The following is a 26296-nucleotide window of genomic DNA, read 5'->3' as shown; positions in this document are numbered from 1 at the left end:
GGCCAACCGGCCCACTTAAGGAGTTTGCATGAGCTTGCAGCTTGTTTGGTTCCGCAGCGACCTTCGTATTCATGACAATTCCGCACTGGCCGCCGCGGCCGCCAAAGGGCCGGTCGTGGCGGTTTTTTTGCGCAGCATTGAGCAGTGGCGCGACCACGGTCACGGCGCCAACAAACTCGATTTTTGGGCGCGCGGCGTTAGCGCGCTGAAGGCGTCGCTCAATGGCTTGAACATCCCGCTGCTGCACCGCGATATCGAGCGCTACGACGACGCTCCTCAAGCGTTGCTGGAGATTGCCCGGGACTACGGCGTCAAACAGCTTCACTTCAACTACGAGTATCCGCTGAACGAACAGCGCCGCGATCAGGCGGTGCTGGACGCCTTTCAGCAGGCAGAGATAGGCGCTCAAGGGCACCACGACGCCGTTGCCTTTGCCCCAGGCAGCTTGCTGACCGGCAAAGGCGATTACTACGGGGTGTTTACGCCCTTTTCGAAAGCGTGGCACAAACAGGTAACGGCAGAGCAGCTTGCCCTGCGTGACACGCCTAAGGCGCAGTCGCCCCTCGACATCCCAAGCGACGCGCTTCCGTCACTGCCTGCGCTCGACGACGCGCCGCTGGATGGCCGCCAGTGGCCCGCAGGTGAGAATGCCGCCAGCGACAACTTGGAGCGTTTTCTGCGTTTTCGCGGACGGCACTATAAAGAGCAGCGCGATTTCCCCAAGGTACGGGGCACCAGCGAGCTGTCACCCTATTTGGCACTAGGGATGATCTCTCACCGCCAGTGTCTGCAAGCGGTCATGAGCGAAAACGGTGGGCACCTGGCCGACGGCGATGCTGGCTTGACGGCTTGGGTGAACGAGCTGGTCTGGCGGGAGTTTTATCAGCACGTCGCGGTCGGCTTTCCCCAAGTATGTCGCTATCAACCGTTTCAAGAGCACACCCAGCAGCTCCAATGGCGCGATGACGACGATGGGTTTGCCGCTTGGTGCGAGGGTCGCACCGGCTACCCTATCGTGGATGCCGCCATGCGCCAGCTCGTGTCGACCGGCTGGATGCACAATCGTCTGCGCATGATTACAGCGATGTTCCTGAGCAAGCACCTGCTGATCGACTGGCGACGTGGCGAAGCCTTTTTCATGCGCCACTTGGTCGATGGCGAGTTTTGCGCCAATAACGGTGGCTGGCAGTGGGCCGCCTCGACGGGGACCGATGCGGCGCCGTACTTCCGCATTTTCAACCCGACGACCCAATCGACCCGCTTCGACCCCAATGGCGACTTCATCGCCCAGTGGCTGCCCGAGCTCGCATCGCTGCCAGCCAAAGCGCGTCATGCGCCGCCTCACGACATGCTCACCCCCATCGACTACCCGGCGCCCATCGTCGACCATAAAGCGGCGCGCCAACGGGCGCTCGACGCTTTCAAAGCGCTCTCCAAGTAACGCGCCTGACGCCTCTCCCCATAGCGGCACTGCGCCGCTATGCTCCTTAACGACGCACCTTTCCTCTTCCATGCCGTCTTACCGCTTGTAAGGAGTGTGTGATGACCAACGACACAGCTTTGGCCAACTTTTGCGCCTTCTTCAATAAACTAGACAACACCTGTACAGAAAAACTATACGAGGTATATACTGAGGAGGTTGTTTTCAACGATCCGCTACATCACATTGAAGGTCGCGAGGCGCTGGAGCGCTACTTCGCCACCATGTACGAAAACGTTGAGCGCTGCCATTTCACTTTTCACACGCAGCAACAGCAGGAAAACCAAGCCTTTGTAACGTGGACCATGGAGTTCGTTCACCCCCGCTTGGCCCGCGGCAAGCCGGTAAGCGTGGAGGGCTGCAGCGCGCTCACGTTTGCTGACGACGGAAAAGTGGCGCGTCACCGCGACTATTTCGACGCCGGGGCCATGCTCTACGAGCACCTTCCCGTCATGGGGCGTGTCATACGCTGGTTAAAGCAGCGCCTTGGTTGAATCGTGTGACCTCGTTGATCTGCACGCAGGCTGCGTGCTAACAGGCCGCTACAGGAGAGCAGGATGAGCACATGGAAAACGCCCCAACGCATCTGGTTAACCGGCGCGACGTCCGGCATTGGTGAAGCGCTGGCCAAGCAGCTGATCGAGCAAGGCCATCGCGTCGTCTTGAGCGCTCGCAATGAAGAGGCGCTGCACAAACTGTGCGATGGCCATGACAACGCCTACCCGTTGCCGCTGGATGTCAGCGACCATCAAGCCGTCCTCGCTGCGGGTGAGCAGATTCGCGAGTGGCTCGGCGCGTTGGACGTTGCGTTGTTCAATGCGGGCACCTGCGAATACCTTGATGCACGCCACTTCGATATGGCACTCGTCGAGCGGGTCTTCACTCCGAACCTATTTGGCACGCTGTACGGCGTCGACGCCGCTCTACCGCTGCTGCGTGCCGCTCGTAAGGAAGGCAAGCCCGCCCGCTTGGCCGCCACCTCGAGCGCGTCGGCCTACCTGCCGCTGCCCCGCGCGGAGGCGTATGGCGCGTCGAAAGCAGCGGTTAGCTACTTCTTGGAGTCTCTGCGACTCGACCTGCACCAGGAGGGCATCGACGTGAGCTTGATTCATCCTGGCTTCGTCAAAACGCCACTCACCGACCGCAACGATTTTCCCATGCCCATGCAGGTTACCGCCGACGAAGCTGCGAAGGCGATCATTGCCGGGCTGGCCAAAGGCCGCCTGGATATTCATTTTCCACGGCGGTTTACTTATATCGTCAAATGTTTGGGAATTTTACCCCCCGCTCTGCGGCGGTGGATCGGCCTGCGCATGACGCGGCAAACCAAGGAGTCTCCATGAGCGTCACAGCGTCACAGCGCATCGCGGTTATTGGCAGCGGCATCAGCGGGATGGCCGCCGGGTGGTACCTCTCCTCACAGCACGAGGTGACCCTGTTCGAAGCCGATAGTCGACTAGGGGGCCATACGGCCACCATGGACGTTGAGGTCAACGGCGTCCCTTACGCCATCGATACCGGCTTCATCGTCTTCAATGACTGGACTTACCCCCACTTCCAACGCCTATTGGCTACCCTTGGCGTGCCCAGCCAAGCCACCGAGATGAGTTTCTCGGTGCATGAAACGGACGTCGATTTCGAGTACAACGGCCACACGTTGGCATCGCTTTTCGCCCAGCGCCGCAACCTGCTCAACCCTTCGTTCTATCGTCTGCTGCGCGACATCTTGCGCTTCAACAAGCAGGCCACCGCCGATCTGGAAAGCAAACGACTGCCCGCAGACATGACGTTGGGCGCGTACTTGGACCAACACGGCTACGGCGAAGCGTTTCAGCGTCGTTACTTGCTGCCCATGGGGGCCGCTATTTGGTCGGCGAGCATTGGTGACCTGCGCGCTTTCCCGCTGACGTTTTTCGTACGCTTTTTCCGCAACCACGGGCTGCTGTCGGTGAACCACCGTCCCCAGTGGTACACCCTCGTGGGCGGCTCCAAACGCTATATTCCCAGCTTGACCGCGCCCTATGCGTCGCGCATCCGCCTCAATACCCCGGTGACCCACATTACCCGAAGCGACACGGGCGTCGTGGTGACCACGGCCCAGGGCAGCGAACGTTTCGACCAGGTCGTATTGGCGTGCCACGCCGACCAAGCCCTGGCCATGTTAGGGGATGCCTCGGCTGCCGAGCGCGAGATCCTAAGCGCAATGCCCTACCAGGACAACGAGGTGGTGCTGCACACCGACACCTCCCTGCTGCCCCGCCGCCAACGCGCGTGGGCAAGCTGGAATTATCGGTTGGATGGTCGCGGTGCCGATGAGCGGGTATCGGTGACCTACAACATGAATATCCTGCAGCGCTTAGAGGCAGACACGACGTTTTGCGTCACGCTGAACGACTCCGACAGCATCGACCCGGCCAAGGTGCTGGGCCGCTATGTCTATGCACACCCACAGTTCACGCTGGCGGGCCAGGCCGCCCAAATGCGCCACGAAGAGATCTCATCGGTGGCGCGGCGCACCCACTTCTGCGGTGCTTACTGGCGCAACGGCTTTCATGAAGACGGCGTCTGGAGCGCGCTGCGCGTGGCACAGGCGCTGGGCTGTGACGAAGCCGCCGAGCCGCCCACCACGCCGACGGCGCTGCCCGCCCATGAGTTGATGCCCAACAGCGTTGGGGAGGGGTTGGGATGATTGCTGCGCCGCGCTCGCGCATCTATCGCGGTACGCTCCGCCACCGCCGCTTTACGCCCAAGACGCATACGTTTAGCTATCAGGTGTGGATGGCGTGGCTCGATCTCGACGAGCTCCCCACGCTCTTCGACGGCGTGCCGGGGTTTAGCGCGCGACGCCCGGCGTTGGCACGTTTTCGCCGCGAGGATTATCTGGCCCCCACGGATCGCCCGCTGCGCACTGCCGTGCGGGAGGAGTTGACGCGCCAGCTTGGCAGCGCCCCTAACGGGCGCATTTGCATGCTGACCCAGCTGCGCACGCTCGGCACGATGTTCAATCCCATCACCGTTTACTATGCCTACGACGAACATGGCCGCTTGGCAGCGGTGCTCGGCGAGGTCACCAACATGCCCTGGCGCGAGCGCACCTGTTACGCCTGCCATGTCGAGACCAACCGCCACGCGCATCAGGCAAGCTTTGCCAAAGCCATGCACGTCTCCCCCTTCAATCCCATGGAGATGACCTATCGCTGGAAATTCAATGCGCCCGGCGATCAGCTCTATCTACATATGGAAAACTGGCAGCACGAGCAGCGCCATTTCGACGCCACGCTCACACTCGACGCAGCCCCCGCTACGCGCGGCGTGCTGCTGGCCACCCTCGCCAAGCACCCTTGGATGAGTCTGAAAACGGTCGCGGGAATCCATTTTGAAGCGCTTCGCCTGTGGCTCAAGCGCGTCCCCGTTTATAACCACCCTAAGCGCAAGGAGACTTCAAAGTGACCACCCTGCGTACCACACCTCCCAGTAGTCAGCCCGCCCGCCAAGATCGCTTTACCCGCTGGTTAAAGCCTCGTTTGCTGGCCCAGTTGGACGCGTTTCGCGGCGGACGTATCACACTGATCGAAGGCAACCAGTGCCATCACCTGGGCCAAGAAGGCCCGCTGCAGGTCACCGTGGTGATTCGCCACTCTCGCGCCTGGAAGCGGCTCGCCTTTGGCGGCACCGTGGGCGCTGCGGAATCCTACATGGATGGCGACTGGGATGCCGATGACCTGGTGGCCTTGGTGCGCCTGTTTGCGGCCAACCTAGAGCACGTCAATGGCAAGATGGAGAACGGCAGCGCCCGTTTCACCCGCTGGTTGCTGGGCCTGGCTTACCGCTTCCAGCGCAACAGCCTGTCCGGTTCCAAGCGCAATATCGCCGCCCATTACGACATTGGTAACGACCTCTTTGCGACGTTCCTGGATAAACGCCACTGGATGTACTCCAGCGCCGTCTTCCCCTACCCGGAAGCCAGTTTGGAAGAGGCCTCGACCTACAAACTCGACATCATGCTCGAGAAGCTGGACGTTCGCCCCGAGCACCATTTGCTGGAGATCGGCACGGGCTGGGGCGGGCTGGCCATTCATGCCGCCAAGACACGCGGCTGCCGGGTGACCACCACGACGATTTCCGAGGAGCAGCATGCACATACGGCTCAGCGCATCAAAGAAGAGGGCCTGGAAGACAAGATTACGCTGCTAAAGCAGGATTATCGGGAACTCACCGGGCGCTTTGACCGCTTGATCTCGGTGGAAATGATCGAGGCCGTGGGGCACCAGTACCTCAACACGTATCTCGAAAAGGTCGATAGTCTGCTGACCGACGATGGTCAGGCGATGCTGCAGGCGATCACCATTCGCGACCAGCGCTTTGAAGAAGCCAAGCGCGACATGGACTTCATCAAACGCTACATCTTCCCCGGCGGCTTTTTGCCCTCCCACCACGCCATGCTGTCTGGCGTGATGCGCAAAACGTCCCTCAACGTGGTGGCGCTCGATGAGATCGGTCAGCACTACGCACGGACGCTGCGGGAGTGGCGGCACCGTTTCGAGGCGAGCCTCGATCAGGTCCGCAGCCAAGGCTACGACGAGCGCTTTATCCGCATGTGGCGCTACTACCTGTGCTACTGCGAGGGGGGCTTCATCGAGCGCTCCATTGGCACCTGCCACCTACTGCTGGCAAAGCCTGCTGCAAAACCGGTACCGCTGACGGGAGCCCTGTAAATGGCATCGCCCTCCCCACGGCCCGTGCGCGCGTTGCTGTTCAACGCGCTGCGCTTCGAGGCAGGCTGGACGCTGTGCGTGCTGGGTGGCTCGTGGGTCGCTGCGGCCACGGGGGTGGCGCTGCTGGGCTGGCACTTTTGGCATTGGGCCAGACCCGGCGAATGGCGCTTCATCGGCTTGTTTGCCCTACTAGGGCTGGTGCTGGACGGCGGGCTGCACTTGGCGGGCGGTTTCGATTTTGGTGACCAGGCGCTCGTCGCGGGCCTGCTGCCCCTATGGCTGTGGATGCTGTGGCCGCTGTTCGCCACGCTGGTGTTTCACTCGCTGGCCTGGCTGTGGCGCTATCCGCTCGTCGCCGCTGCCTGCGGTGCCATCAGCGGCCCGCTCTCTTACCTGGGTGGGGCAGCGTTGGCCAACGTGAGTTTGGCGCCGTGGCTACTGCCCGTGCAGGCAGTCATCTGGGCAGCGCTCTGTCTGGGTATTTGCCGTTACGCTGGGCGAGTCATCACGACGCGTTAGTGGGCACCTTCTGCCAGTGCGACGGGCGACCAGCGCTGCTCTAGCTCGGCAGCGGGTAACGGCTTGGCAAAGTAGAATCCCTGCACCAGCGTACAGCCCGCGTTGACCAGGAACTGGCACTGGGCTTGCGTTTCGACGCCCTCCGCGACGACTTCCAACCCCATCCCCTCGGCCATGGCCAAGACCGCCGTTACGATCGCCGCATCCGCCTGATCGTTGGGAAGCTCGCGAATGAAGGCACGGTCCAGCTTGATCTTATCCACCGGCAGCCGCTTCAAGTAACCTAAGGATGAGTAGCCGGTGCCGAAATCGTCGATGGCAATGGCGTAACCAAGCTCTCGGAGCGCCTGCAGGCGCGGCCCCATATCACCGGCCCGCTCATCCAGCAGCACCGATTCGGTCAGCTCCAGACCAATTTGTGACGGTTTGAGCTGATAGCGCTCCAGGCAGGTCGCCAGCTGAGTTTCCAGATCGCCCTGAAAGAGCTGTAGCGCGGAGATATTGATCCACACGGTCACTTTGGGCATACCGCTGTTTTGCCAATGCGCCTGTTGAGCGCATGCTTTCTCGATCACCCAACTGCCCAGCTCGGCCATCAGGCCATGGCGCTCCGCCAGTGGAATGAACTCGCCCGGTGAAACCATACCGTCTTGAGGGTGACGCCAGCGCAGCAGTGCCTCCATGCCCATCAGCTCACCGCTGCCAGGATGGTGCTGGGTCTGGTAGTGAAGCTCTAGCTGGTCACCGGAGATCAGTGCGGCGCGCAGGTCACTGACCAGCGCAAGCTGGGGGTTATCCTGCTTATCCAACGCTGGACGAAAGCGCTGGCTATGGTTGCGACCCAATCGTTTGGCACTGTACAGCGCGGACTCCAGACGCTGGAACAGCACGCCGGAATCGCGGCCATCCTCGGGGGCGCGACAGCTACCGATGGTCAATCCTAAACGCAGCGACTGATCGTTGATCTCGAACGGACTGCACATGTGGTCACGCAGGGTCATGATCCACTGATCATGATCATCGAAGGTGGTGGTGCGAATCACCAAGAACTCATCGCCCCCCAGGCGGCCGACGACGCTGCCCGCCATGTAGCTGGTAAGCCGCTGAGCAAAGCGCGCCAACAGACGGTCGCCCTGCTCGACGCCCAAGCTGTCGTTGACCGATTTCAGACCATCGATGTCGATCAGCGCCATGTCCAGACTCTCGCCGGCGCGCAAGTGACGAAGCCGTGAGGACATCAAATCGTGCAGGCGGCGTCGGTTAGGCAGGCCGGTCAGGGGGTCTTCGTAGCCGATGCGGCGCAGGTCGCGCTCGCGGGCTTTTTGCGCGGAAATATCGGTGAACAGGCTGATGAAGTGGGTGATCTTGCCGCGTTTGTCGGTCACCGCGCGAACCTTGAGCCACTCTGGGTACTCGTCGCCATGTTTACGACGGTTCCACATCTCCCCTTCCCACCGCCCGGTGGCTTTCAGGGTGCTCCAGAAACTTTGGTAGAAGGCTTTGTCGTGACGCTGTGCGGCCAGGGTTTCGAGCTTGCGGCCGACCATCTCCTGGCTCTCGTAGCCGGTAATGTCGGTAAAGGCGGGATTGACGGCCAACACACGGTTCTGCACATCGCTGATGACCATGGCATCCCCTGCGAGCCCCATGGCGTCTTGGGCAAGCTTCAAACGCAAGCGCTGTTGACGCACTTGGTGCCAAGCGTCCCACAACCCCAACGCCACCAGGCTGGCGGCCACCATGCGCAGCGCAGTATCGGGAATCCATACACATGCAGGCAGCGCCATGAGCGCCACCCAAACCAGCGGACGATTAAGAGAAACAGGCAGCCACATGGCGGTTCTTGTTGTCCTATCAGCAGTCACTACAAAACATCACGTGGACGACATCATGCCGCCTAACCAAAAACTTGGATAGAGCATATTACGTCAATAGGCCGTTTATTGTGCGAATTCGCCTCGACGATTGTCACAATAACGTCATTTGCTTTATCGGCAAGCCCTTAAAAAGGGTTAGAAAGTCACGATAAAGCGCCTGCGACGTGCATTCGGAGGTTTCGGGAAGTAGACTAGGCGCAACAACCATCTTCATACTCGGAACGATTCAGTGACCAAGCAACATTCCTTTGATCGCGAAGAACTGCTGGCCTGCTCGCGCGGCGAGCTTTTTGGCCCAGGCAATGCCCAGCTGCCAGCGCCTAACATGCTGATGCTCGATCGCATCACGCACATTCATGAAGAGGGCGGTGAGCATGGTAAGGGCGAGCTGATCGCCGAGCTGGATATCACCCCGGATCTGTGGTTTTTCGACTGTCACTTTCCCGGTGACCCGGTGATGCCCGGCTGCTTGGGTCTCGACGCGATGTGGCAGCTGGTCGGTTTCTACCTGGGCTGGCTCGGTCATCCTGGCCGTGGCCGTGCACTAGGCTGCGGCGAAGTGAAATTCAGCGGCCAAATTTTGCCCGACGCTCAAAAAGTGACGTACCGCATCAACATGAAACGCGTCATTACCCGTCGGCTTATCCTAGGCATCGCCGACGGCACCGTGTCCGTCGACGGGCGCGATATCTACCAGGCTAATGACCTGCGCGTTGGCCTATTCACCTCCACTGCGAATTTCTAACAGGAGGCTCCCATGCGACGAGTGGTAGTCACCGGCCTTGGCATCGTGTCGTGCTTAGGCAACGACCAGCAACAGGTCTTAGACGCGCTCAAAAGCGGGCGCAGCGGTATTCGTTTCAAGGAAGAGTACGCCGAGCGCGGCTTCCGTAGCCATGTGGCAGGCAGCGTCGATATCGACCTAGACGCGTTGATCGACCGCAAACTGCGCCGCTTCATGGGCGATGCAGCGGCCTACGCCTACGTTTCGATGGCTCAGGCCATCGAAGACGCAGGCTTGACCGACGCGCAAGTGTCGAACGAGCGCACCGGCCTGATTGCCGGCTCGGGCGGCGCGTCCAGCGCCAACCAGGTCGAAGCCGCCGATGCAATGCGTGAGAAAGGCCTGCGCCGCGTTGGCCCTTACCGTGTGACCCGCACCATGGGCAGCACGGTGTCGGCCTGCTTGGCCACGCCGTTCAAAATCAAAGGCGTGAATTACTCCATCTCCTCTGCCTGTGCGACTTCCGCTCACTGCATCGGTAGCGCCATGGAGCAGATTCAGCTCGGCAAGCAGGACGTGGTCTTTGCTGGCGGTGGCGAAGAGGAGCACTGGACGCTGTCGTGCTTGTTCGACGCCATGGGCGCGCTCTCCACGCACTACAACGACACCCCGGATAAAGCCTCTCGCCCCTACGATCAGGCCCGCGACGGCTTCGTCATCGCGGGCGGTGGCGGCATGCTGGTGCTGGAAGAGCTCGAGCACGCGAAAGCGCGCGGCGCGAAGATCTACGGCGAGCTGGTAGGCTATGGTGCGACCTCCGACGGTCATGACATGGTCGCCCCTTCTGGAGAGGGTGCCATGCGCTGCATGCATCAGGCCATGGCCACGGTGCAGGGCGACATCGACTACATCAACACCCACGGCACGTCGACGCCGGTAGGCGACGTCGCCGAGCTGAAAGCAATCCGCAGCGTGTTCGGCAACTCCACGCCCGCCATGAGCTCGACCAAGTCGCTGACCGGCCACTCGCTGGGCGCTACCGGTGTCCAGGAAGCGATCTACTCGCTGCTGATGATGCAGCATAACTTCGTCGCCGCGTCTGCCAACGTCGAGACACTCGACGAGCAGGCCGACGGTTTCGATATCGTGACCCAGCGTCGCGACGACGTTACCCTCGAGCGCGTGCTTTCCAACAGCTTCGGCTTTGGCGGCACCAACGCCTGCCTGGTGTTCCAGCGTTACGACGGCTGAGGCACATCAGCAGCCATCAAAAACGGCGCCTTCGGGCGCCGTTTTTTGTGCTGCGTTCTCTGCCCCGCGCTGCTTAGCGCGCCGTGGGCCTGGGGACCTCGGAAATCTCCTGTAGCTGACCCTCGATCCAGGCTTCGACATCCGCCAACACCTCGTCCGGTGTGCGCCCTTCGGTCGCAATGGGGGCGCCAATGCGTACGCGGAGCACCCCTGGGCGCTTGACCCAGTGCCGCCCCGGCCAACGCTCACCGGCATTGTGAGCCACGGGAAGCACCGGCACACCGGCACGGCAGGCAACGACGCTACCGCTTTTGTTGTAGCGCTTGCGCACGCCAGGATCTACCCGTGTTCCCTCCGGAAAAATCAGGACGGACAACCCCGTCCCCAGGCGCTCAACGCCCTGGGTCAGCACCTGCTTCATGGCCCGGGCAGGCTTGGAGCGATCCAAACTGATCGGGCGTAGCAAACGCAGGCCCCACCCAAAGACCGGGATGCGCAGCAGCTCGCGTTTGAGCACGGTGCACACCGGCGGCTTCATCACTTGTAGAAAGACCGTCTCCCACTCGCACTGGTGATTGGCTTGAATCACGCAGGGGCCTGTCGGGATATTCTCCCGCCCTTGAATCTCGTAGCGCACGCCGCAGGCAATGCGAAACCACACCATCAGGAAGTAGTTATAAAGATTCAACAGCCGGTAGCGCGCCGCCAGTGGCAGAAACGGTGCGATGGGTAGAAAAAGCACGCCAATGAGCAGCATGGCAGTGAAATAACCTACATAAAACAGCAGGCTGCGTACCACATTGATCAAACTGACTCTCCTGTCCCAACGTCATCGGGCTGCTGGTCGCGCGTGAGGCACCAGGCATCCAGCATCCGTCCTACTTCCAACCGCCATGGCTTTTGATGAACGCCAAACACGTCCAGTACACGGCGACAGTTCAACACGCGGCGCAGTTTGGCATCGTGATGGTGATTCAGCGCTTGAACGTCGCCGAGCGCGACCGTCTCCCCTCGCCCTTCCAAGTGCGTGGCCAGTTGGGTGCGCACCATCGACGTGAACGTGAACGCACTGACCGGCTCGGTACCTGCCAAATGGTAGGCCCCCCAAGCGTCGGCCCCGCAGGCCTGCTGCTGCAGCATGCCAATGAGCGCCATGGCGACCGCATCGGCGGACGTGGGGCAGAAGACGACATCTTCGGCGGCACGCACCGCTTGTCCGGTCACCAGACTGTCGATGATTTCATTCAGCCAAGCGTGGCTGCCTTCTAGCGCAAACAGCGGCCCCAAACGTACGATCAGGTGGCGATGGTACTCGGCGCGAATGCGGTCGCCGGTCTGTACGAGGCGGCGTAAACACTCGTCGCGCGGAGCAGGCACGACGTGCTCATCGATGGGGATATCGAATCCCTCCTCGTAGAGCTGATCGGACACGCACCATACCAGCGCCACCCCTTGGGTTTGACACGCATCCACGCAGCGATCCACGGCGTCCGCATGGGCTTTCACCTCGGCAGGGGTCATGCTCAGCGGATGCGCCAGCGGTGGAATGATCACCGCATCGGGCGCGATGGCCTGTAGCTGGCTCGGCGTGACGTCGAGGCCCTGTTCAATCACGAGCTCGGTATCGGTGCGCCGGCTCGCTTCCCGGGCGAGTGCTAAACTCAAGCAGTGCCCGGCATCCAGTATCAGCAGCTTCAAGACAGACCCTCTCCCTCAACCCAAGAACATAGCGGCTCGCGCGTCACCCCATGACGACGCAGCAAGACGCGAATCAGAACGGAATTTCGTCATCGAAATCGTCGAAATTGCCCGGATCGGGCGCGCCGTAGCTGCTGTTCTGCTGGTTGGGTGCAGGCTGCTGAGGCTGCGGGGCAGGGGCGTTACGCTGGGGAGCACCCTGCGACGGATAGCCACCCTGCTGAGGCGGTTGCTGGCCATAGTGTTGCTGCGGCGGCGCCTGCTGAGCGGGAGCCTGCTGGGCGTAGCCACCTTGCGGCGCACCGCCGCCCTGGTAATCGCCGCTGCGGCCATCGAGCATCTGCATGTCGTTGGCGACGATTTCCGTGCTGTAGCGGTCCTGACCATTTTGATCCTGCCACTTGCGCGTTTGCAGGCGGCCTTCGATGTAGACCTTCGAACCTTTTTTCAGGTACTGCTGGGCAATCTCGGCCGTCTTATTGAACAGCACCACACGGTGCCACTCGGTGCGCTCCTGGCGCTGGCCGCTCTGACGATCCATCCAAGTGTCGGAGGTGGCCAAGTTCAGGTTCGCCACGGCAGTGCCGGAGGGCGTGAAACGAACTTCCGGGTCTTGGCCCAGGTTGCCAATCAAGATTACTTTGTTAATACCGCGCGCCATAAGGTCGCTCCTCGTCATCATTCATCGTATACATTAACGGTTCACTGACTGCCCGTCACAGCAGAGCCAGCGGTAAGTCGTTAGGTTCGTGGCGGTGACATCAATCTCGCCAGCGCCGCTTGATCCAGCGCGTCCCGATTGACTTTCAAATAGACCAACCGCTCTTCGGGCACGACCATCACATCTTCCACACCGACCACGTCGGCGAGATGCTCCATCAACAGGTTCATCGCATCGGGCTGCGTCTCGTGCAGCGCCATCACTTCACTCGAGAGCGGCGGCGGCGAGGGCATGCGCCACATGGCCGCCCACCACCCCAGCGCCAGCACGGCGCAGCCGATAAAGACAGCGTTGAGCCCCCACACGTTGGCTAACAAGCCGCCCAGCGTGCCGCCCAAAAATGCGCCTAAAAACTGGCTGGTGGAGTACACCCCCATCGCCGTTCCTTTGGCGCCGGCGGGAGCCAGCTTACTGAGCATGGAAGGCAGCGTCGCCTCCAGCAAATTAAATCCGGTAAAAAACACGAACAGCCACACGAACAGCCAGTGCCCTTGGGAGAGCGGCATCCCCAGGCTCGCCAGGCTCAAGGCAATGGCCCCAATGGCCAGCAGGCACATCAGCTTCATCCGCTGACGCTTCTCCGCGACGATGACCAGCGGCACCATGGCGACGAACGACAGTGCCATGATGCCGAGATAGGCAAGCCCATGGTACTCCACCGCTACGCCAGCGTTGAGCAGGCGAAACGGAATGGCGACGAAAATGGCCATCAGCACCAGGTGCAGGGCAAAAATCGATAGATCCAGCCGCCACAGGTCTGGCCGGGTGATCACACTCTTGAACTGCTGACGGTCCAGCCCTACGTCGCGATGACGCAACCGACGCGGCGCGGGCGGTACCCAGCGCCACAGCACGACCAGCCCCGCGAGCGTCAGCAGCGCGGTAAACCAAAACACCCCGGAGAGCCCGGCCCAGGCGGCCAACCAGGGGCCAAGCACCATGGCAATGGCGAACGAGACACCAATCGAGAGACCGATGGTGGCCATGGCGGCGGTGCGAACCTGCTCGCGGGTTTGATCGGCGAGCAGCGCCATGATGGCGGCGGCCACGGCGCCGCCGCCCTGCAGCGCGCGCCCGGCGATCACGCCGACAATCGTATCCGCCATCGCGGCGACCACGCTGCCGACGGCAAAGATCAAAAGCCCCATGGCAATCACGCGTTTGCGCCCGATACGATCAGAGAGCAGGCCAAACGGAATCTGCAGCGACGCTTGGGTCAGGCCATAGATGCCTAACGCTACCCCAACGAGCAGCGGCGTCGCGCCTGCCAGCGTATCGGCATAGAGCGCGAGCACCGGCAGAACCATGAAGAGTCCCAGCATACGAGACGCATAAAGGCCAGCCAAGCCGCTGATTGCACGGCGTTCAGCGGCCAGCAGCAGTGCGGAAACCTTGCGCATAGTGCCCTTGTGTATGGTGGATGGGCCAGAACGGCCTGAGGTAACCGCCCATTCTAGCGCTTTGTCATCACGCTGGAAACGCCAAGCACAGCGGCGACAGCCGAGACAGTTTTGCCGGGAAGGGTACAGCAAACGTATAATTACGCTTTTGCCACGCGATTCGAGGTGTTGATGGACAGCATTCTGGTCAGGGGTGCCCGCACCCACAACCTCAAGCAGATCGATGTGGAGCTGCCCCGTGACAAACTGATTGTCATTACCGGGCTCTCCGGCTCCGGCAAGTCATCGCTGGCGTTCGATACGCTTTACGCGGAGGGGCAGCGTCGCTACGTGGAGTCGCTCTCCACCTATGCGCGTCAGTTCCTGTCAATGATGGAAAAACCCGATGTGGATCACATCGAAGGGCTCTCTCCGGCCATCTCCATCGAGCAGAAATCCACCTCGCACAACCCCCGCTCGACGGTCGGCACGATCACCGAAATTTACGACTACCTGCGCCTGCTGTTTGCCCGCGCGGGCACACCGCGCTGCCCTGAGCACGGGGAAGACCTGGAAGCACAAACCATCTCGCAAATGGTCGACCAGGTGATGAACCTCGCCGAGGGCACCAAGCTGATGCTGCTGGCCCCGGTGGTGAAGGGCCGCAAAGGTGAGCACCTGCAGCTGCTCAGTGAGCTACGCGCCCAGGGCTTCGTGCGGGTTCAGATCGACGGTCAAGTGCTCGAACTCGACGACATCGCGCCGCTGGATAAGCGTAAAAAGCATGACATCAGCGTGGTGGTCGACCGCTTCAAAGTGCGCGACGACATTGCTCAGCGACTCGCGGAGTCGTTTGAAACGGCGCTGAACCTTGCCGACGGCACGGCGATGATTCACTTCATGGACGGCGAGCAGGAAGACCTCGCCTTCTCGTCGCGCTTTGCCTGCCCGGTGTGTGGCTACTCGCTCTCCGAGCTCGAGCCGCGCATGTTCTCCTTCAACAACCCGGCGGGTGCCTGCCCGACCTGCGACGGCTTGGGCGTTCAACAATACTTCGACCCCGACAAGCTCATCAGCCACCCAGAGCTCTCTTTGGCGGAGGGCGTGATCAAGGGCTGGGATCGCCGCAACATCTACTACTTCACCCAGCTACAGGCCCTGGCCAAGCACTACCGCTTCGAGCTGGAAACGCCGTGGCAGGAGCTGGCGCGCCATGAGCGTGAGATCATCCTCAACGGTAGCGGCAATGAGCAAATTCCGTTCGTGTACGTGGGGGATCGCGGCCGCAAAGTCACCCGGGAGCATGCCTTCGAAGGCGTGCTGCCCAACATGCAGCGCCGCTATCGGGAAACCGAATCCAACATGGTGCGTGACGATCTCGCCAAGTATATCGCCGTGCAGCCGTGTACCACCTGCGGCGGCTCGCGGCTGCGCAAAGAGTCGCGCCATGTGTACGTGGACGACCACAACATTGCGGATATCGTTCACCTGCCGATTGGCGACGCGTGGCGCTACTTTGCCGAGCTGGCCCTGCCGGGCCGCAAAGGCGAAATCGCCGACAAGATCGTCAACGAGATCCACGCGCGCCTAGAGTTCCTGGTCAACGTGGGCCTGGACTACCTGAACCTAGAGCGCAGCGCCGACACCCTCTCCGGCGGCGAAGCCCAGCGCATCCGTCTGGCCAGCCAGATCGGCGCGGGGCTGGTAGGCGTCATGTACATCCTGGACGAGCCCTCCATCGGCCTGCACCAGCGGGATAACGATCGCCTGTTGAAAACCCTGGAGCGGCTGCGCGACCTGGGCAACACCGTGATCGTGGTCGAGCACGACGAAGACGCCATTCGCGCGGCGGACCATGTCCTGGACATTGGCCCCGGTGCCGGGGTGCACGGCGGTGAAATCGTCGCCCAAGGCACGCCGCAGCAGGTGATGGACAACCCCCACTCACTGACCGGTCAATACCTCTCCGGCACCCGCGAAATTGCCGTGCCGCCCTACCGCATTCCCGGCAACCCGGAAAAGCAGCTGGTCGTGCGCGGCGCTACGGGTAATAACTTGCAGAACGTTACCCTCAGCCTGCCGCTGGGGCTGTTCATTGCCGTGACCGGGGTCTCCGGCTCGGGCAAGTCGACGCTGATCAACGGCACGCTGATGCCCATTGCGGCCCGCGAACTCAACCGCGCCACCACCTTGACCCCAGCGCCCTACGAGAAAGTCGAAGGTCTCGATCAGCTCGATAAAGTGATCGATATCGACCAGAGCCCCATTGGCCGGACACCGCGCTCCAATCCAGCGACGTACACCGGTATTTTCACGCCCATTCGTGAGCTGTTTGCGGGAACCCAAGAGGCGCGCTCGCGGGGCTATAAGCCGGGCCGCTTCAGCTTTAACGTCAAGGGCGGGCGCTGCGAGGCGTGCCAGGGCGAAGGGATGATCAAGGTAGAGATGCACTTCCTGCCGGATATCTACGTGCCCTGCGACGTGTGTAAAGGCAAGCGCTATAACCGTGAAACGCTGGACATTCACTACAAAGGCAAGACCATCCACGAAGTGCTGGAAATGACCGTGGAAGACGCGCTGGCGTTCTTCAGCCCGGTGCCTGCCATTGCCCGCCGTCTGCAAACGCTGATGGATGTCGGCCTGTCGTACATTCGCTTGGGGCAGAGCGCGACCACGCTCTCCGGCGGCGAGGCCCAGCGGGTCAAACTGGCCCGCGAGCTGGCCAAGCGCGATACCGGTAAAACGCTCTACATTCTGGATGAGCCCACCACGGGGCTGCATTTCGAGGATATTCGTCAACTGCTCACGGTACTGCACCGCCTGCGCGACCACGGCAATACCATCGTGGTCATCGAGCACAATCTGGATGTGATCAAGACCGCGGACTGGCTGATCGACCTTGGCCCAGAAGGGGGCTCCGGAGGTGGGCAAATCATCGCCGAAGGCACCCCAGAGCAGATTGCCAAGCAGAGCGTTTCCCACACGGGGCGCTTCTTGGCTCCTCTTCTTGAGCGGGGTAACCGTGCGTCGTCCACGTCCTAAGCGGCCTCTCCCCGGCGCGAGCGCGCCGGGGAGAGTAAAAGAGCAGGCATGCCCCGCATAGACTGCTTATAGTAAGTAGCGACGCCGTTTAACAAAGGTGGATTGCATCGAGGAGAAGGACGCGTGGAACAGGATAAGAGCTGCATTATTCGCCACTTTAGCCACTACTGCACGCTGACAGACGACGAAAAGCAGTTGCTCGACTCGCTGGAAGAGAGCCCGACCGACATCAAGTCTGGCTCGCTACTTTGGGAGATGGGCGCCCCCGCCAACGAGTTTTGTACGCTGCGCAGCGGCTGGGCTTACTCTTACCGTCACCTGGAAAACGGTGATCGGCAAATTTTGGAAGTGTTTCTCCCCGGCGACATCATCGGCTTGAGGGAATTCGCCTTTTCTCAACGGCTTGAGAACGTGCGCATGATTACCGACGGGGTAGTGTGCCACTTCCCCCACAAGCGGATGTTGGAGCTGTTTCGCCAGTCGCTGCCATTGACCTCGGTGATGTTTGCCATCGGCAGTCGTCAACAGGCGCTGCTCACCGAGCGGTTGGTGAATCTCGCTCGGCGCAGCGCGCGCCAAAAAATGGCGCATTTTCTCCATGAAATGTACCTGCGCCTACGCCAAACCAATGACGATATCAGCGGGCAGTTTCGTTTACCGCTCTCCCAGGAGCAGCTGGCGGATATTCTCGGGCTGAGTCCGGTGCATGTCAGCCGCACTTTCAGTGCACTCAGCGAGGATGGACTGGTCTTCCGTGACCGCCACCACGTGTCGATTCCCGATCTCGAGGCGCTGGCCACAGAAGGAGAGTTCGATGACTGCTACCTGACCGATAACGTTCGCCCCTTATTCAATGATTGATGGCTTCACGAGGGCCTCTTTCCGTCGCCCTGCTGGAGGGCGACGAGACGGGAGGCGTTAGCCGCATTTGGACCAGCCGCAACCGGCATAACAGGTAGGGCAGCCATCCATCATGATCAAGTCCCCTCGGCATTCGGGGCAGGTGCCCACGGTGGCTGGAGTGCCGCTGGCGGATGTAGGCGCGGCTACGGCCTCATCGACGGCTGGGCGCTCGTCGGGCTGCCACGCATGGCCGTGCTGCATCCGATGGGCATAGCGAGCCACCAGCGTCTCCACCGGCACTTGGTTGCCCTCCTGATCCAAGAAACCTCGCCGATAGAGAATTTGCTGAATCGACCAGGCAATCGCCGCCACTTCCGAATCGTGAAACATCGGTTTGTTCCAGCGGTTCATTCCGCAGCGCACCAGCCCTTTGTCCCAGGCCACCTTGCGCAGGTCCGCCACGGCCTGCGTGACATAGCCACCCCGCGCAGCCAGCGATAGGCTGCGCATGGTGGCGGTGATCCACTGGTGCTCGCTGGAGAGCTGGCCCGACGGGAAGAAGAACTCTACCGGGCGCTCGATCACGACGCGCTGCCCGCCGACCACACCCTCCACGGGCATGAACGACACCAGCAAATAGACCTTCTTGCGCCCTTCGGCCCCCACGTAGGAGATCTTCTCCGACACCGCCTCCAGCGTCCCCTCTGGGCGCGATGGAATACGGACCGTCAGCGGGTCCTCTTCGGCCAACACGGGCTCGGGGGCTGGCTGCTCCGGCTGCTTGATCCGGTAACCGACAATTTTCGACGTAATTTCGACCGCCATAACGTTCTCTCCAGGTCTTTCGACAGTTCATCAAGCCAGCGTTGGCGCTTACCACTTGCCGTAGGTGCCCTCTTTCAAGGCATCGAACAGATTGGCGGCGTTATGCTCCTCACCGTCGTAAAGCACTTTTTCGTCACCCGTTAGCTCCAGCGTCTCGCCACTCTCCAGCTCGAACACGTAAGTAGTGTTCTTCAGGTCATCCTCACGCACCAGCACGCCCTGGAAGGCTTCCGGGTTGAAGCGGAAGGTAGTACAGCCTTTCAAACGGCTCTCATACGCCTGCAAATAGAGGTCTTGGAACTGCTCGAACGGGAACTCGGTCGGCACGTTGACCGTTTTGGAAATGGCAGAATCCACCCACTGCTGTGCCGCTGCTTGTACCGCCACATGCTGCTCTGGGGACACCGAATCAGCGGTAATGAAGTAGTCCGGCAGATCGCTTTCTACCGCATCGGCAGCGATGAAGTGGCGATAGGCGGCCAGCTCGAAGGAGACCACTTCCACCTGCTCCTTGGTCTTTTTGCCGGACTGAATGATGTTGCGGAAGTAGCGATGTGAGAATGACGGTTCAATGCCATTGGAGGCGTTATTACCCATGGAGAGCGAGATTGTACCCGTGGGTGCAATCGAACTGTGGTGGGTAAACCGCGCGCCGTGCTCGGCCAACTGTGCCACCAGCTCCGGCTCAAGCTCAGCCACTTTGGCCATGTATTGGCTGTAGCGGGCGTGAAGAATGCGGCCCGGCACTTTGTCGCCCACTTCATAGCCGTCGCTGGCGAGCTGAGGGCGCTCACGCATCATTTTGGGCGTAATGGTGTGCTCCTCTTCAAGCACAGGCGCCATGCCCTTCTCTTTAGAAAGCACCAGGGCCTGCTTCCATCCCTCTAACGCCAGATGACGGCTCACCTCTTCGGTGAAGGCCAACGACGCTTGAGAACCGTAGGGAATTTTCAGCATCGTCAGCGTCGAGCCCAGACCCAAAAAGCCCATGCCGTGGCGACGCTTGGCTTCGATTTCACGCTGCTGCTGGGGAAGCGGCAGGCCAGCAATGTCCACCACGTTGTCGAGCATGCGCGTAAAGATCGCCACGACGTTGCGATAGCGCTCCCAATCAAACCGCGGCTCGGGGCCGAACGGTTCGATCACGAACTTGGTCAGGTTGACCGAGCCCAGCAGGCAAGCTCCCTCTGGCGGTAGCGGCTGCTCGCCGCAAGGGTTGGTCGCGCGGATATCTTCGCAGAACCAGTTGTTGTTCATGCGATTGACCTGATCGATCAAGATGAAGCCCGGCTCGGCGTAGTCGTAGGTGGAGGCCATGATCGTGTCCCACAGCTCGCGGGCCTTGATCACCTCGACAATACGGCAGGCCACGCGACCCTGATCATCCACCGTGTAGCCCTCTTCTACCACCGGCCAGTCGCGGTAAATGATGTCGTCAGCGCTCACGTCCTCTTTTTCACCTGGGTGCAGCGGAAAGGCCAGCGGCCAGTCGGCGTTGTGCTTCACGGCTTCCATGAACTCGTCGGTGATCAGCAGGCTCAGATTGAACTGACGCAGCCGCCCAGCTTCGCGCTTGGCCTGAATGAACGCCCGCACGTCAGGGTGGCCCACATCGAAGGTACCCATCTGCGCACCGCGACGGCCCCCGGCAGATGCCACGGTGAAACACATCTTGTCGTAGATATCCATGAAGGCCAACGGGCCATTGGTGCCCGCGCCTGCGCCAAACACGAACGCGCCCTTATGGCGCAGAGTGGAAAAGTCGTAGCCGATCCCGGCCCCTGATTTCAGCGTCATTCCCGCATCGACCACGGAATCGAGAATATCGCGCATGGAATCCCGAATGGTGCGCGACACGGTGCAGTTGATCAGGCTGACGGCGGGTTTATAAGCTTCGGCGCCGGCATTGGAGAGAATGCGCCCGGCGGGAATGGCACCGTTCTCCAGCGCCCAGCGGAACTTGGGCAGCCACTCGTCGGCGCGATCTCCCTCGACGGCCGCCAGCGCCCGCGCTACGCGCTCGAACGTCGCCGAGACGTCCTGATCCACCGGCTGGCCATGGCGATCTTTCAACCGATATTTGGCATCCCAGATCTCTCTAGAGGGGGCCTGTAGAGGGACCTCACTGGATGTCTTCATCGCCTTGGCTGCGGTGTTCATGTCACGAAACTCCTTCACGAGGGATCAATAGCGGCTGAGAACGGCTCGATTATACGAGGCATCGCCAAGGAGTATAGCCCCGACTTTCTACTATATGGGCCGTCTTTTTTCATCAAACACACTAGATATAGAAAAATCAGCACCTTACCCTTTTGCTTATTCCCAACACGCTATAGGCTTAGGGATTTCGATGACGATACGACCTATGAACCTCACACGCGCCCTTAACGCTATCTCCTACGCCCTCTCCGCCCTACTTCTCGCCAGTCCAGCGCTGACGCAGGCAGCGACGTTCAATGTCAACACCACCGAGCGTCACGAGCACTGGCAGTCGATGGCCCTCACCCTGGGCGACGAACGTCACTTCCGTGCCGTAGAAACCCACAGCTACTCCGACGCTACGCTCAGCGTGAACGCGACCCAAGGCGTCTGCGATCTGCCTTGGCTAGAGATGCGGGTCACGCTAGAACAGCAGCAAGGAGAGAGTCGCGCGGTAAACCTCGTGCCCACGCGGCTGCGCATCGATGATCAGCCAATCGTCGATACCATGGCCGAGTTCATCACCGAACGCGGTGATGACGGTTTCTACGCCCACTTCTATCTGGGCGATATGGCGCAGCTGATCGAGGAGATGCAAACGGGGGAACAGCTCTTTCTGGGCTTCGATCAGAACGAGCAGGAGCCGTGGTACATGACCTTTAGCTTGGCAGGGGCAGACGAAGCCTTGGCGCGGATGCAGGCGCTATGCGCTGGCGCGGCTACCGAGGCACCCAGCGCGCCTTAGAGCACGCGCTCTTCGGCCAGCTCTACCCGGTTGCGTCCGCTGCGTTTGGCTCGATACATGGCCACGTCGGCGCGGGCCATGAGCGTTTTACAGCTATCGCCTGGCTGCCAAATCGCCACGCCAATGCTCACCGTGATGGGTTGCTCAAGACCGTTGACGTGCAGCGTCGCGACGAGGCTACGCAGCCGCTCCGCCAGGCCGACGGCAGCGTCCATGTCCGAGTGGGTCGCCAGTACCACGAACTCTTCGCCGCCCCAACGCCCCAGGTGGTCGCAGCCGCGCAGGGACGTCTCCACTAGGCGCGCCAGCGACACCAGCACGTCGTCGCCGACGCTGTGGCCATGGGTATCGTTGATCTGTTTGAAGTGATCCACGTCGAACAGCAGCAGCGCAAAGGCCGCGCCGTATCGCTTGGCCGCCACCAGCTCTGCATCGATGGCTTGTTCGATACGGTAGCGGTTCCACACCTGAGTGAGCGGATCGAAGTGCGCCAGCTGCTCCAAGCGCTGGTTCGCGGCGGCCAGCGCTTTACGCTCACGCTCTAAATGCATGTTCAGCGTGCTGATCTCATAGGCGGAGATGGCCAGAGTCAGATCTTCCCCCAGGTCCATGACGGCCAGTCGCTCGACGCGCTGCCACGCCTCGCTCTTGCCCACCACCTCTTCGCACCAGGCCGCCGACGGCGCGACCATCACCGACGGTAACGGTGCCGAGGTCGGCTGCATTGCCCAGTAGAGGGTTTCCACCTGCTCGGGCCGGAAGAATATCAGCCAGCCACGCTGGGCAGGGCTCATGGGTAGCGGTACGGCCAGAATGCCGCACTGTTCGGGCATGCGCAGCGATGCGGTCAGCGGCTCGCTTGCAGCCCCTCGTGTGCACCAGGGGCCGCTATGCCGATGGGCTTTCTCCAGGCGTTTGACGAACTGGCAAATCACCGCCGCTTCGGGGGTATGACCACAGGCGTAAACACTGCCTTTCAACCACAGCGCCACACCGTGGGCGCGGAACAGCGAGCACCACGTCTCTGCCTGAGCCTCCAACAAGTCGGCGGGACTTTGCGGCTCGCTCCGGGCATTCGTGGATAGCACCAGGCTATCCTGCACGCGCTGCAAATAGCGGGCCTCTTGTCGCGCCCGAAGTAGCAACAGCCGCTGGGTCGCCATCTGCACCAGCGTGCGTACGGCATCGCGCACCGGGGGCGATACGGGATGCGGCGCTGCCGAGTGACAAAACAGCAGGCCCCATAGCCCATTATCGCCCTGCATGGCCAGGCTCAGCGAACCGCGTACGCCTAGCCGCTGCAAGTAGCGCTGGCGCTCCGGCGCAGGGGCTCGTAGAAAACAGTGGCGCAGATCGACGTTCTCACCATCTGGCGTACACGGCAGCGGCGGTTCGGCGGGGGCACACACGTCATAAATCAGGCGAACGGGATGCCGTTCGTAGGTTCGGCGTAGCGTGACGGGAAAGTCACTGGCCGGGAAGCGCTGCCCCAGCAGCGCAGGCAAAGGACCACCTTGCGCCTCGGCGACGATCAGCCCGTGCCAGTCGCTATCGAAATGGCACACCGACACACGGTCGTGGCCGGTCAACTGCTGCACGGCGTTCACCAGCACATCCAACAGCTCTTCTTGATGGGTCGCTTCGGCCAAACGCATCAAGCGCTCGTTGACAGTGCCTAGCAGTCGCCGTTTGCCCAACGGATTAAGAGGTTCGAGCTCGACGATCACATGGTGATGGGTGCGGTGAGCGTGGATCTGCAGCCGCGTGGTGGTATTCGGTGGCCGGAAGGCCAGGGGGCTCGCCAGCCGCTGCTGCCCTTGAAGCTCTTGGCGCAACCGCTGACTCAAACGTTTACCCAGGACGCTGGCAGGCGTCAGCGCCTGATGCTCTTGATCCACCACCCCTAGCAGCTTGGTCAAATGACGGCTGACCGCTTGAATGTGCTTACTCTCAGCATCGAGCACCATGACGGCGCCAAACGATTGGAGTAGCGAGTGATGCTTCGACACGAAGATAGCCTCGAGATAGTGCTTTACCCCTCGACCTGCTGCCGTAGCAACAGTTCAACGCGCCGGTTGGCTGCTCGCCCTTCCGAGGTAGCGTTACTTTCCATGGGTTGGGTGTCGGCGTAACCGACCGCCCGCATACGTGAAATGGCAATGCCTTGCCGTTCTAATTGGCGCACGACCGCAATGGCACGCCCTACCGACAGTTCCCAGTTTGAAGGAAACCGCGACGTCGAGATAGGCACATTATCGGTGTGGCCTTCAACGGAGATTTGACCGTCGAAGGTCTCCAGTACGGAGGAGAGCCGTTCTAACACATCTTGCCCTTGAGGCGTTAGCACATCGTTCCCGCTGGGAAACAAAAGGCTGTCATCGATGCGCAGGGTCACCCCTTCTTGACCCTGGGAGACGCTCACACCGGGTATATCCAACCCTGCCATTTGAGGCTGCAAGCCATCATGACGGGGGTGGATACCGGTGGCGAGACTGGCCAGCGGCAGCGATGTCACGGCGCTGGCGGCACGCATGGCATCGCTATCGCCCCCTTCGCCACCGCCCGGCGGCGTCAGGGCCAGCAGCAGAACGAACAGCGTGATGAGCAGGGTGAGGACATCCAGATAACTGGTCAACCAGCTTTCGTCGCTCTCCCCCGCCGCAGCGGGCAGCTCCAGGGCATGCCGTGAGTCGCGGTCGAGCATGGCATTACCCTTTGAGTGCGGAGCCTACGTCGGGACGCGGTTTGACGTTGGCGTCACGGATTTCATCATGGTAGTTCGCCACGAAAGAGTTGAGCGTCTCTTCGATGAACGATGGCAGGCGACGCTTGGTGATCAGAGAAATGCCTTCTAGCACCATGTTCATGGTGATCAAACGCTCTTCGGTGCGCCGCTCTAGTTTGACCGCAATGGGCTTGAACACGAGATTGGCCAACAAAATGCCGTAGAACGTGGTCAATAGCGCCACCGCCATACGCGGGCCGATGACCTGCAGATCACCCGCATCCATCACTTCGAGCATGTTGACCAACCCCACCAGCGTACCAATCATCCCGAAGGCGGGTGCGTAGGTCGCCATGGTGCGAAAAATCTGCGCTTCGGCGTGTTCGCGGGCTTTCAAGCGGGCGATACGCCAGCGCAACATGTCGAAAATCTCATCCTCTTTGGTGTTGGCGATCACCAGTTGGATGCCGGTGCGCAGAAACGGGTTACGGGTGTGCTCGAGCTCCCGCTCTACGGCACGCACATCGCCTTTGAACCATAGCCGCGACATGGCGACCAGTTCGTTGATGTCGTCGCGCACGTACGTATTTTCACGGCGGAATACCAAGCCCACCAGACGAACCACCCGCAATACTTCCTTCAACGGATAGCTGATGAAGGTCGCCGCCAGCGTACCGGTGATCACGATGGCCAAACCCGGCAAATTGATAAAACTTTCGGGCGACTCTGCGGTAAAGAACAGCACGCTCACCAGCAGCAACATGCTGGCAAAGATACCGATCAGCGTAGATGGGTTCATCAACGGCTCCTCGCCGGTTAGGGTTAGTGAGTTCCAGGGTTAATCGTGTTCGTGCAGGCGCGCCCGCAGGCGGCTCACCGCCTGGCTGTGCAACTGGGACACCCGCGACTCGGTGACGCCCAGCACGGCACCGACCTCTTTAAGATTCATCTCTTCTTGGTAGTAGAGCGCCATCAAGAGCTTTTCACGCTCGGGCAGTGCTTCGATGGCCTCGATCAGCGTTTGCCGCTGCTGCTCGTCGAGCAGCTGGTCGAACGGCCGGTGCTGGGCATCGTCCCCGGCGGGCTCGCCGCCATCGGCGACCAGCTCTTCGAACGGCAGCAGTTGGCCGCTATTGGTGTCGTTCAACAGCTGTTGGTATTCGCTCAGCGGCATCTCCAGCTCGCGGGCAATTTCACCCTCTTCAGGAGGACGCCCCAACCGCTGCTCTAGACGACGCACTGCGTCATCCATCGCCCGCGCCGAACGGCGCACGCTGCGCGGCAGCCAATCGCGGGTGCGCAGCTCATCCATCATGGCACCGCGAATCCGCTGGCTGGCAAACGTTGCAAACGTTGCGCCCTGGGCAGCGTCGAAGCGTCCCAGCGCTTCCAACAGCCCGACCATGCCCGCCTGGATCAGATCATCTAGCTCAATACTCGCGGGCAACCTTACCTGCAGCGTTAAGGCCTGACGTCGCACCAGTGGCATGTATTGGGTTAACAGCTCACTCTGTTTGATCCTGCCTTGTGCTGTATACATCCTCGTGCCTCGC

Annotated in this window: 23 protein-coding genes; 12 read left to right on the top strand and 11 right to left on the bottom strand. The window is 61.1% G+C overall.

Annotated elements, in window-relative coordinates; all coding sequences use genetic code 11:
- Positions 1 to 28: 28 nt before the first annotated feature.
- From phrB to CTT34_RS00710, 7 genes are all read left to right on the top strand, one after another.
- Positions 29 to 1441 (top strand): deoxyribodipyrimidine photo-lyase, encoded by a 1413-nt coding sequence (phrB, locus tag CTT34_RS00740; RefSeq protein WP_159340640.1) that lies wholly within the window; start codon positions 29 to 31, stop codon positions 1439 to 1441.
- A 101-nt stretch (positions 1442 to 1542) separates the two neighbouring features.
- The gene (locus CTT34_RS00735; protein ID WP_159343673.1) at positions 1543 to 1974 is read left to right on the top strand and encodes a nuclear transport factor 2 family protein; all 432 of its coding nucleotides are present in this window, start codon (positions 1543 to 1545) and stop codon (positions 1972 to 1974) included.
- 63 nt (positions 1975 to 2037) lie between these two features.
- A complete protein-coding gene (locus CTT34_RS00730) occupies positions 2038 to 2823 on the top strand; it encodes an SDR family NAD(P)-dependent oxidoreductase (RefSeq protein ID WP_159340639.1) in 786 nt (261 codons plus the stop codon).
- Positions 2820 to 4169: an NAD(P)/FAD-dependent oxidoreductase gene (locus CTT34_RS00725; protein WP_159340638.1), complete on the top strand. Its 1350-nt coding sequence runs from the start codon at positions 2820 to 2822 to the stop codon at positions 4167 to 4169. The genes CTT34_RS00730 and CTT34_RS00725 overlap by 4 nt, the downstream gene beginning before the upstream one ends.
- Positions 4166 to 4930 (top strand): DUF1365 domain-containing protein, encoded by a 765-nt coding sequence (locus CTT34_RS00720; RefSeq protein WP_159340637.1) that lies wholly within the window; start codon positions 4166 to 4168, stop codon positions 4928 to 4930. Before CTT34_RS00725 ends, CTT34_RS00720 begins: the two co-directional genes overlap by 4 nt.
- A complete protein-coding gene (locus CTT34_RS00715; RefSeq protein ID WP_159340636.1) occupies positions 4927 to 6195 on the top strand; it encodes an SAM-dependent methyltransferase in 1269 nt (422 codons plus the stop codon). Before CTT34_RS00720 ends, CTT34_RS00715 begins: the two co-directional genes overlap by 4 nt.
- Positions 6196 to 6714: a DUF2878 family protein gene (locus CTT34_RS00710; RefSeq protein WP_159340635.1), complete on the top strand. Its 519-nt coding sequence runs from the start codon at positions 6196 to 6198 to the stop codon at positions 6712 to 6714. It abuts the gene before it with no gap.
- On the opposite strand, the gene CTT34_RS00705 is transcribed toward CTT34_RS00710, so the two are convergent.
- On the bottom strand, positions 6711 to 8549 hold the full coding sequence (locus tag CTT34_RS00705; RefSeq protein ID WP_159340634.1) for a putative bifunctional diguanylate cyclase/phosphodiesterase: 1839 nt from the start codon (positions 8547 to 8549) through the stop codon (positions 6711 to 6713). The two genes, CTT34_RS00710 and CTT34_RS00705, sit on opposite strands and share 4 nt — an antisense overlap.
- A 271-nt stretch (positions 8550 to 8820) precedes the next feature.
- Here CTT34_RS00705 and fabA point away from each other — a divergent pair, with 271 nt between their 5' ends.
- Together fabA and fabB are read left to right on the top strand one after the other, a co-directional pair.
- The gene (gene fabA, locus CTT34_RS00700; protein ID WP_139527837.1) at positions 8821 to 9336 is read left to right on the top strand and encodes a 3-hydroxyacyl-[acyl-carrier-protein] dehydratase FabA; all 516 of its coding nucleotides are present in this window, start codon (positions 8821 to 8823) and stop codon (positions 9334 to 9336) included.
- 12 nt (positions 9337 to 9348) lie between these two features.
- Entirely contained in the window at positions 9349 to 10566 is a 1218-nt protein-coding gene (fabB, locus tag CTT34_RS00695) for a beta-ketoacyl-ACP synthase I (protein WP_159340633.1), read from the top strand.
- Positions 10567 to 10639: 73 nt separating this feature from the next.
- Here the strand turns inward: fabB and CTT34_RS00690 are convergent, their stop codons facing one another.
- The 4 genes from CTT34_RS00690 to CTT34_RS00675 form a co-directional block, all read right to left on the bottom strand.
- Entirely contained in the window at positions 10640 to 11374 is a 735-nt protein-coding gene (locus tag CTT34_RS00690) for a lysophospholipid acyltransferase family protein (RefSeq protein ID WP_159340632.1), read from the bottom strand.
- On the bottom strand, positions 11371 to 12264 hold the full coding sequence (locus CTT34_RS00685) for a sugar nucleotide-binding protein (protein ID WP_159340631.1): 894 nt from the start codon (positions 12262 to 12264) through the stop codon (positions 11371 to 11373). Before CTT34_RS00685 ends, CTT34_RS00690 begins: the two co-directional genes overlap by 4 nt.
- Before the next feature lie 73 nt (positions 12265 to 12337).
- Positions 12338 to 12925 carry a single-stranded DNA-binding protein gene (gene ssb / locus CTT34_RS00680; protein ID WP_159340630.1) on the bottom strand — a complete coding sequence of 196 codons (588 nt, stop codon included), beginning with the start codon at positions 12923 to 12925 and terminating at the stop codon, positions 12338 to 12340.
- An 80-nt stretch (positions 12926 to 13005) separates the two neighbouring features.
- Entirely contained in the window at positions 13006 to 14385 is a 1380-nt protein-coding gene (locus CTT34_RS00675) for an MFS transporter (RefSeq protein ID WP_159340629.1), read from the bottom strand.
- A gap of 171 nt (positions 14386 to 14556) precedes the next feature.
- Here CTT34_RS00675 and uvrA point away from each other — a divergent pair, with 171 nt between their 5' ends.
- Both uvrA and CTT34_RS00665 read left to right on the top strand, forming a co-directional pair.
- Positions 14557 to 17406 (top strand): excinuclease ABC subunit UvrA, encoded by a 2850-nt coding sequence (gene uvrA, locus CTT34_RS00670; RefSeq protein WP_159340628.1) that lies wholly within the window; start codon positions 14557 to 14559, stop codon positions 17404 to 17406.
- Positions 17407 to 17529: 123 nt separating this feature from the next.
- Positions 17530 to 18267 carry a Crp/Fnr family transcriptional regulator gene (locus tag CTT34_RS00665; protein WP_159340627.1) on the top strand — a complete coding sequence of 246 codons (738 nt, stop codon included), beginning with the start codon at positions 17530 to 17532 and terminating at the stop codon, positions 18265 to 18267.
- 57 nt (positions 18268 to 18324) lie between these two features.
- Here the strand turns inward: CTT34_RS00665 and CTT34_RS00660 are convergent, their stop codons facing one another.
- Positions 18325 to 19074: a ribonucleoside-diphosphate reductase gene (locus CTT34_RS00660; protein WP_159340626.1), complete on the bottom strand. Its 750-nt coding sequence runs from the start codon at positions 19072 to 19074 to the stop codon at positions 18325 to 18327.
- Between the two features lie 48 nt (positions 19075 to 19122).
- Positions 19123 to 21234: an adenosylcobalamin-dependent ribonucleoside-diphosphate reductase gene (locus CTT34_RS00655; RefSeq protein ID WP_159340625.1), complete on the bottom strand. Its 2112-nt coding sequence runs from the start codon at positions 21232 to 21234 to the stop codon at positions 19123 to 19125.
- A 190-nt stretch (positions 21235 to 21424) separates the two neighbouring features.
- Here CTT34_RS00655 and CTT34_RS00650 point away from each other — a divergent pair, with 190 nt between their 5' ends.
- On the top strand, positions 21425 to 22018 hold the full coding sequence (locus tag CTT34_RS00650) for a hypothetical protein (RefSeq protein WP_254436432.1): 594 nt from the start codon (positions 21425 to 21427) through the stop codon (positions 22016 to 22018).
- Here CTT34_RS00650 and CTT34_RS00645 read toward each other — a convergent pair.
- The 4 genes from CTT34_RS00645 to CTT34_RS00630 are packed head-to-tail and all read right to left on the bottom strand — an operon-like array spanning position 22015 to position 26283.
- On the bottom strand, positions 22015 to 24027 hold the full coding sequence (locus CTT34_RS00645; protein WP_159340624.1) for a sensor domain-containing diguanylate cyclase: 2013 nt from the start codon (positions 24025 to 24027) through the stop codon (positions 22015 to 22017). The genes CTT34_RS00650 and CTT34_RS00645 overlap by 4 nt on opposite strands.
- 23 nt (positions 24028 to 24050) lie before the next feature.
- On the bottom strand, positions 24051 to 24722 hold the full coding sequence (locus CTT34_RS00640; RefSeq protein WP_159340623.1) for an OmpA/MotB family protein: 672 nt from the start codon (positions 24720 to 24722) through the stop codon (positions 24051 to 24053).
- A 4-nt stretch (positions 24723 to 24726) separates the two neighbouring features.
- Positions 24727 to 25542 (bottom strand): motility protein A, encoded by an 816-nt coding sequence (locus CTT34_RS00635; protein ID WP_159340622.1) that lies wholly within the window; start codon positions 25540 to 25542, stop codon positions 24727 to 24729.
- 39 nt (positions 25543 to 25581) lie between these two features.
- Complete coding sequence (locus CTT34_RS00630) at positions 25582 to 26283, bottom strand: RNA polymerase sigma factor FliA (RefSeq protein WP_159340621.1); 702 nt, start codon at positions 26281 to 26283, stop codon at positions 25582 to 25584.
- Positions 26284 to 26296: the final 13 nt, after the last annotated feature.

The organism is Halomonas meridiana (genome assembly GCF_009846525.1).
Classification (GTDB): Bacteria; Pseudomonadota; Gammaproteobacteria; order Pseudomonadales; family Halomonadaceae; genus Vreelandella.
This window is presented reverse-complemented; position numbering and strand designations above follow the sequence as displayed.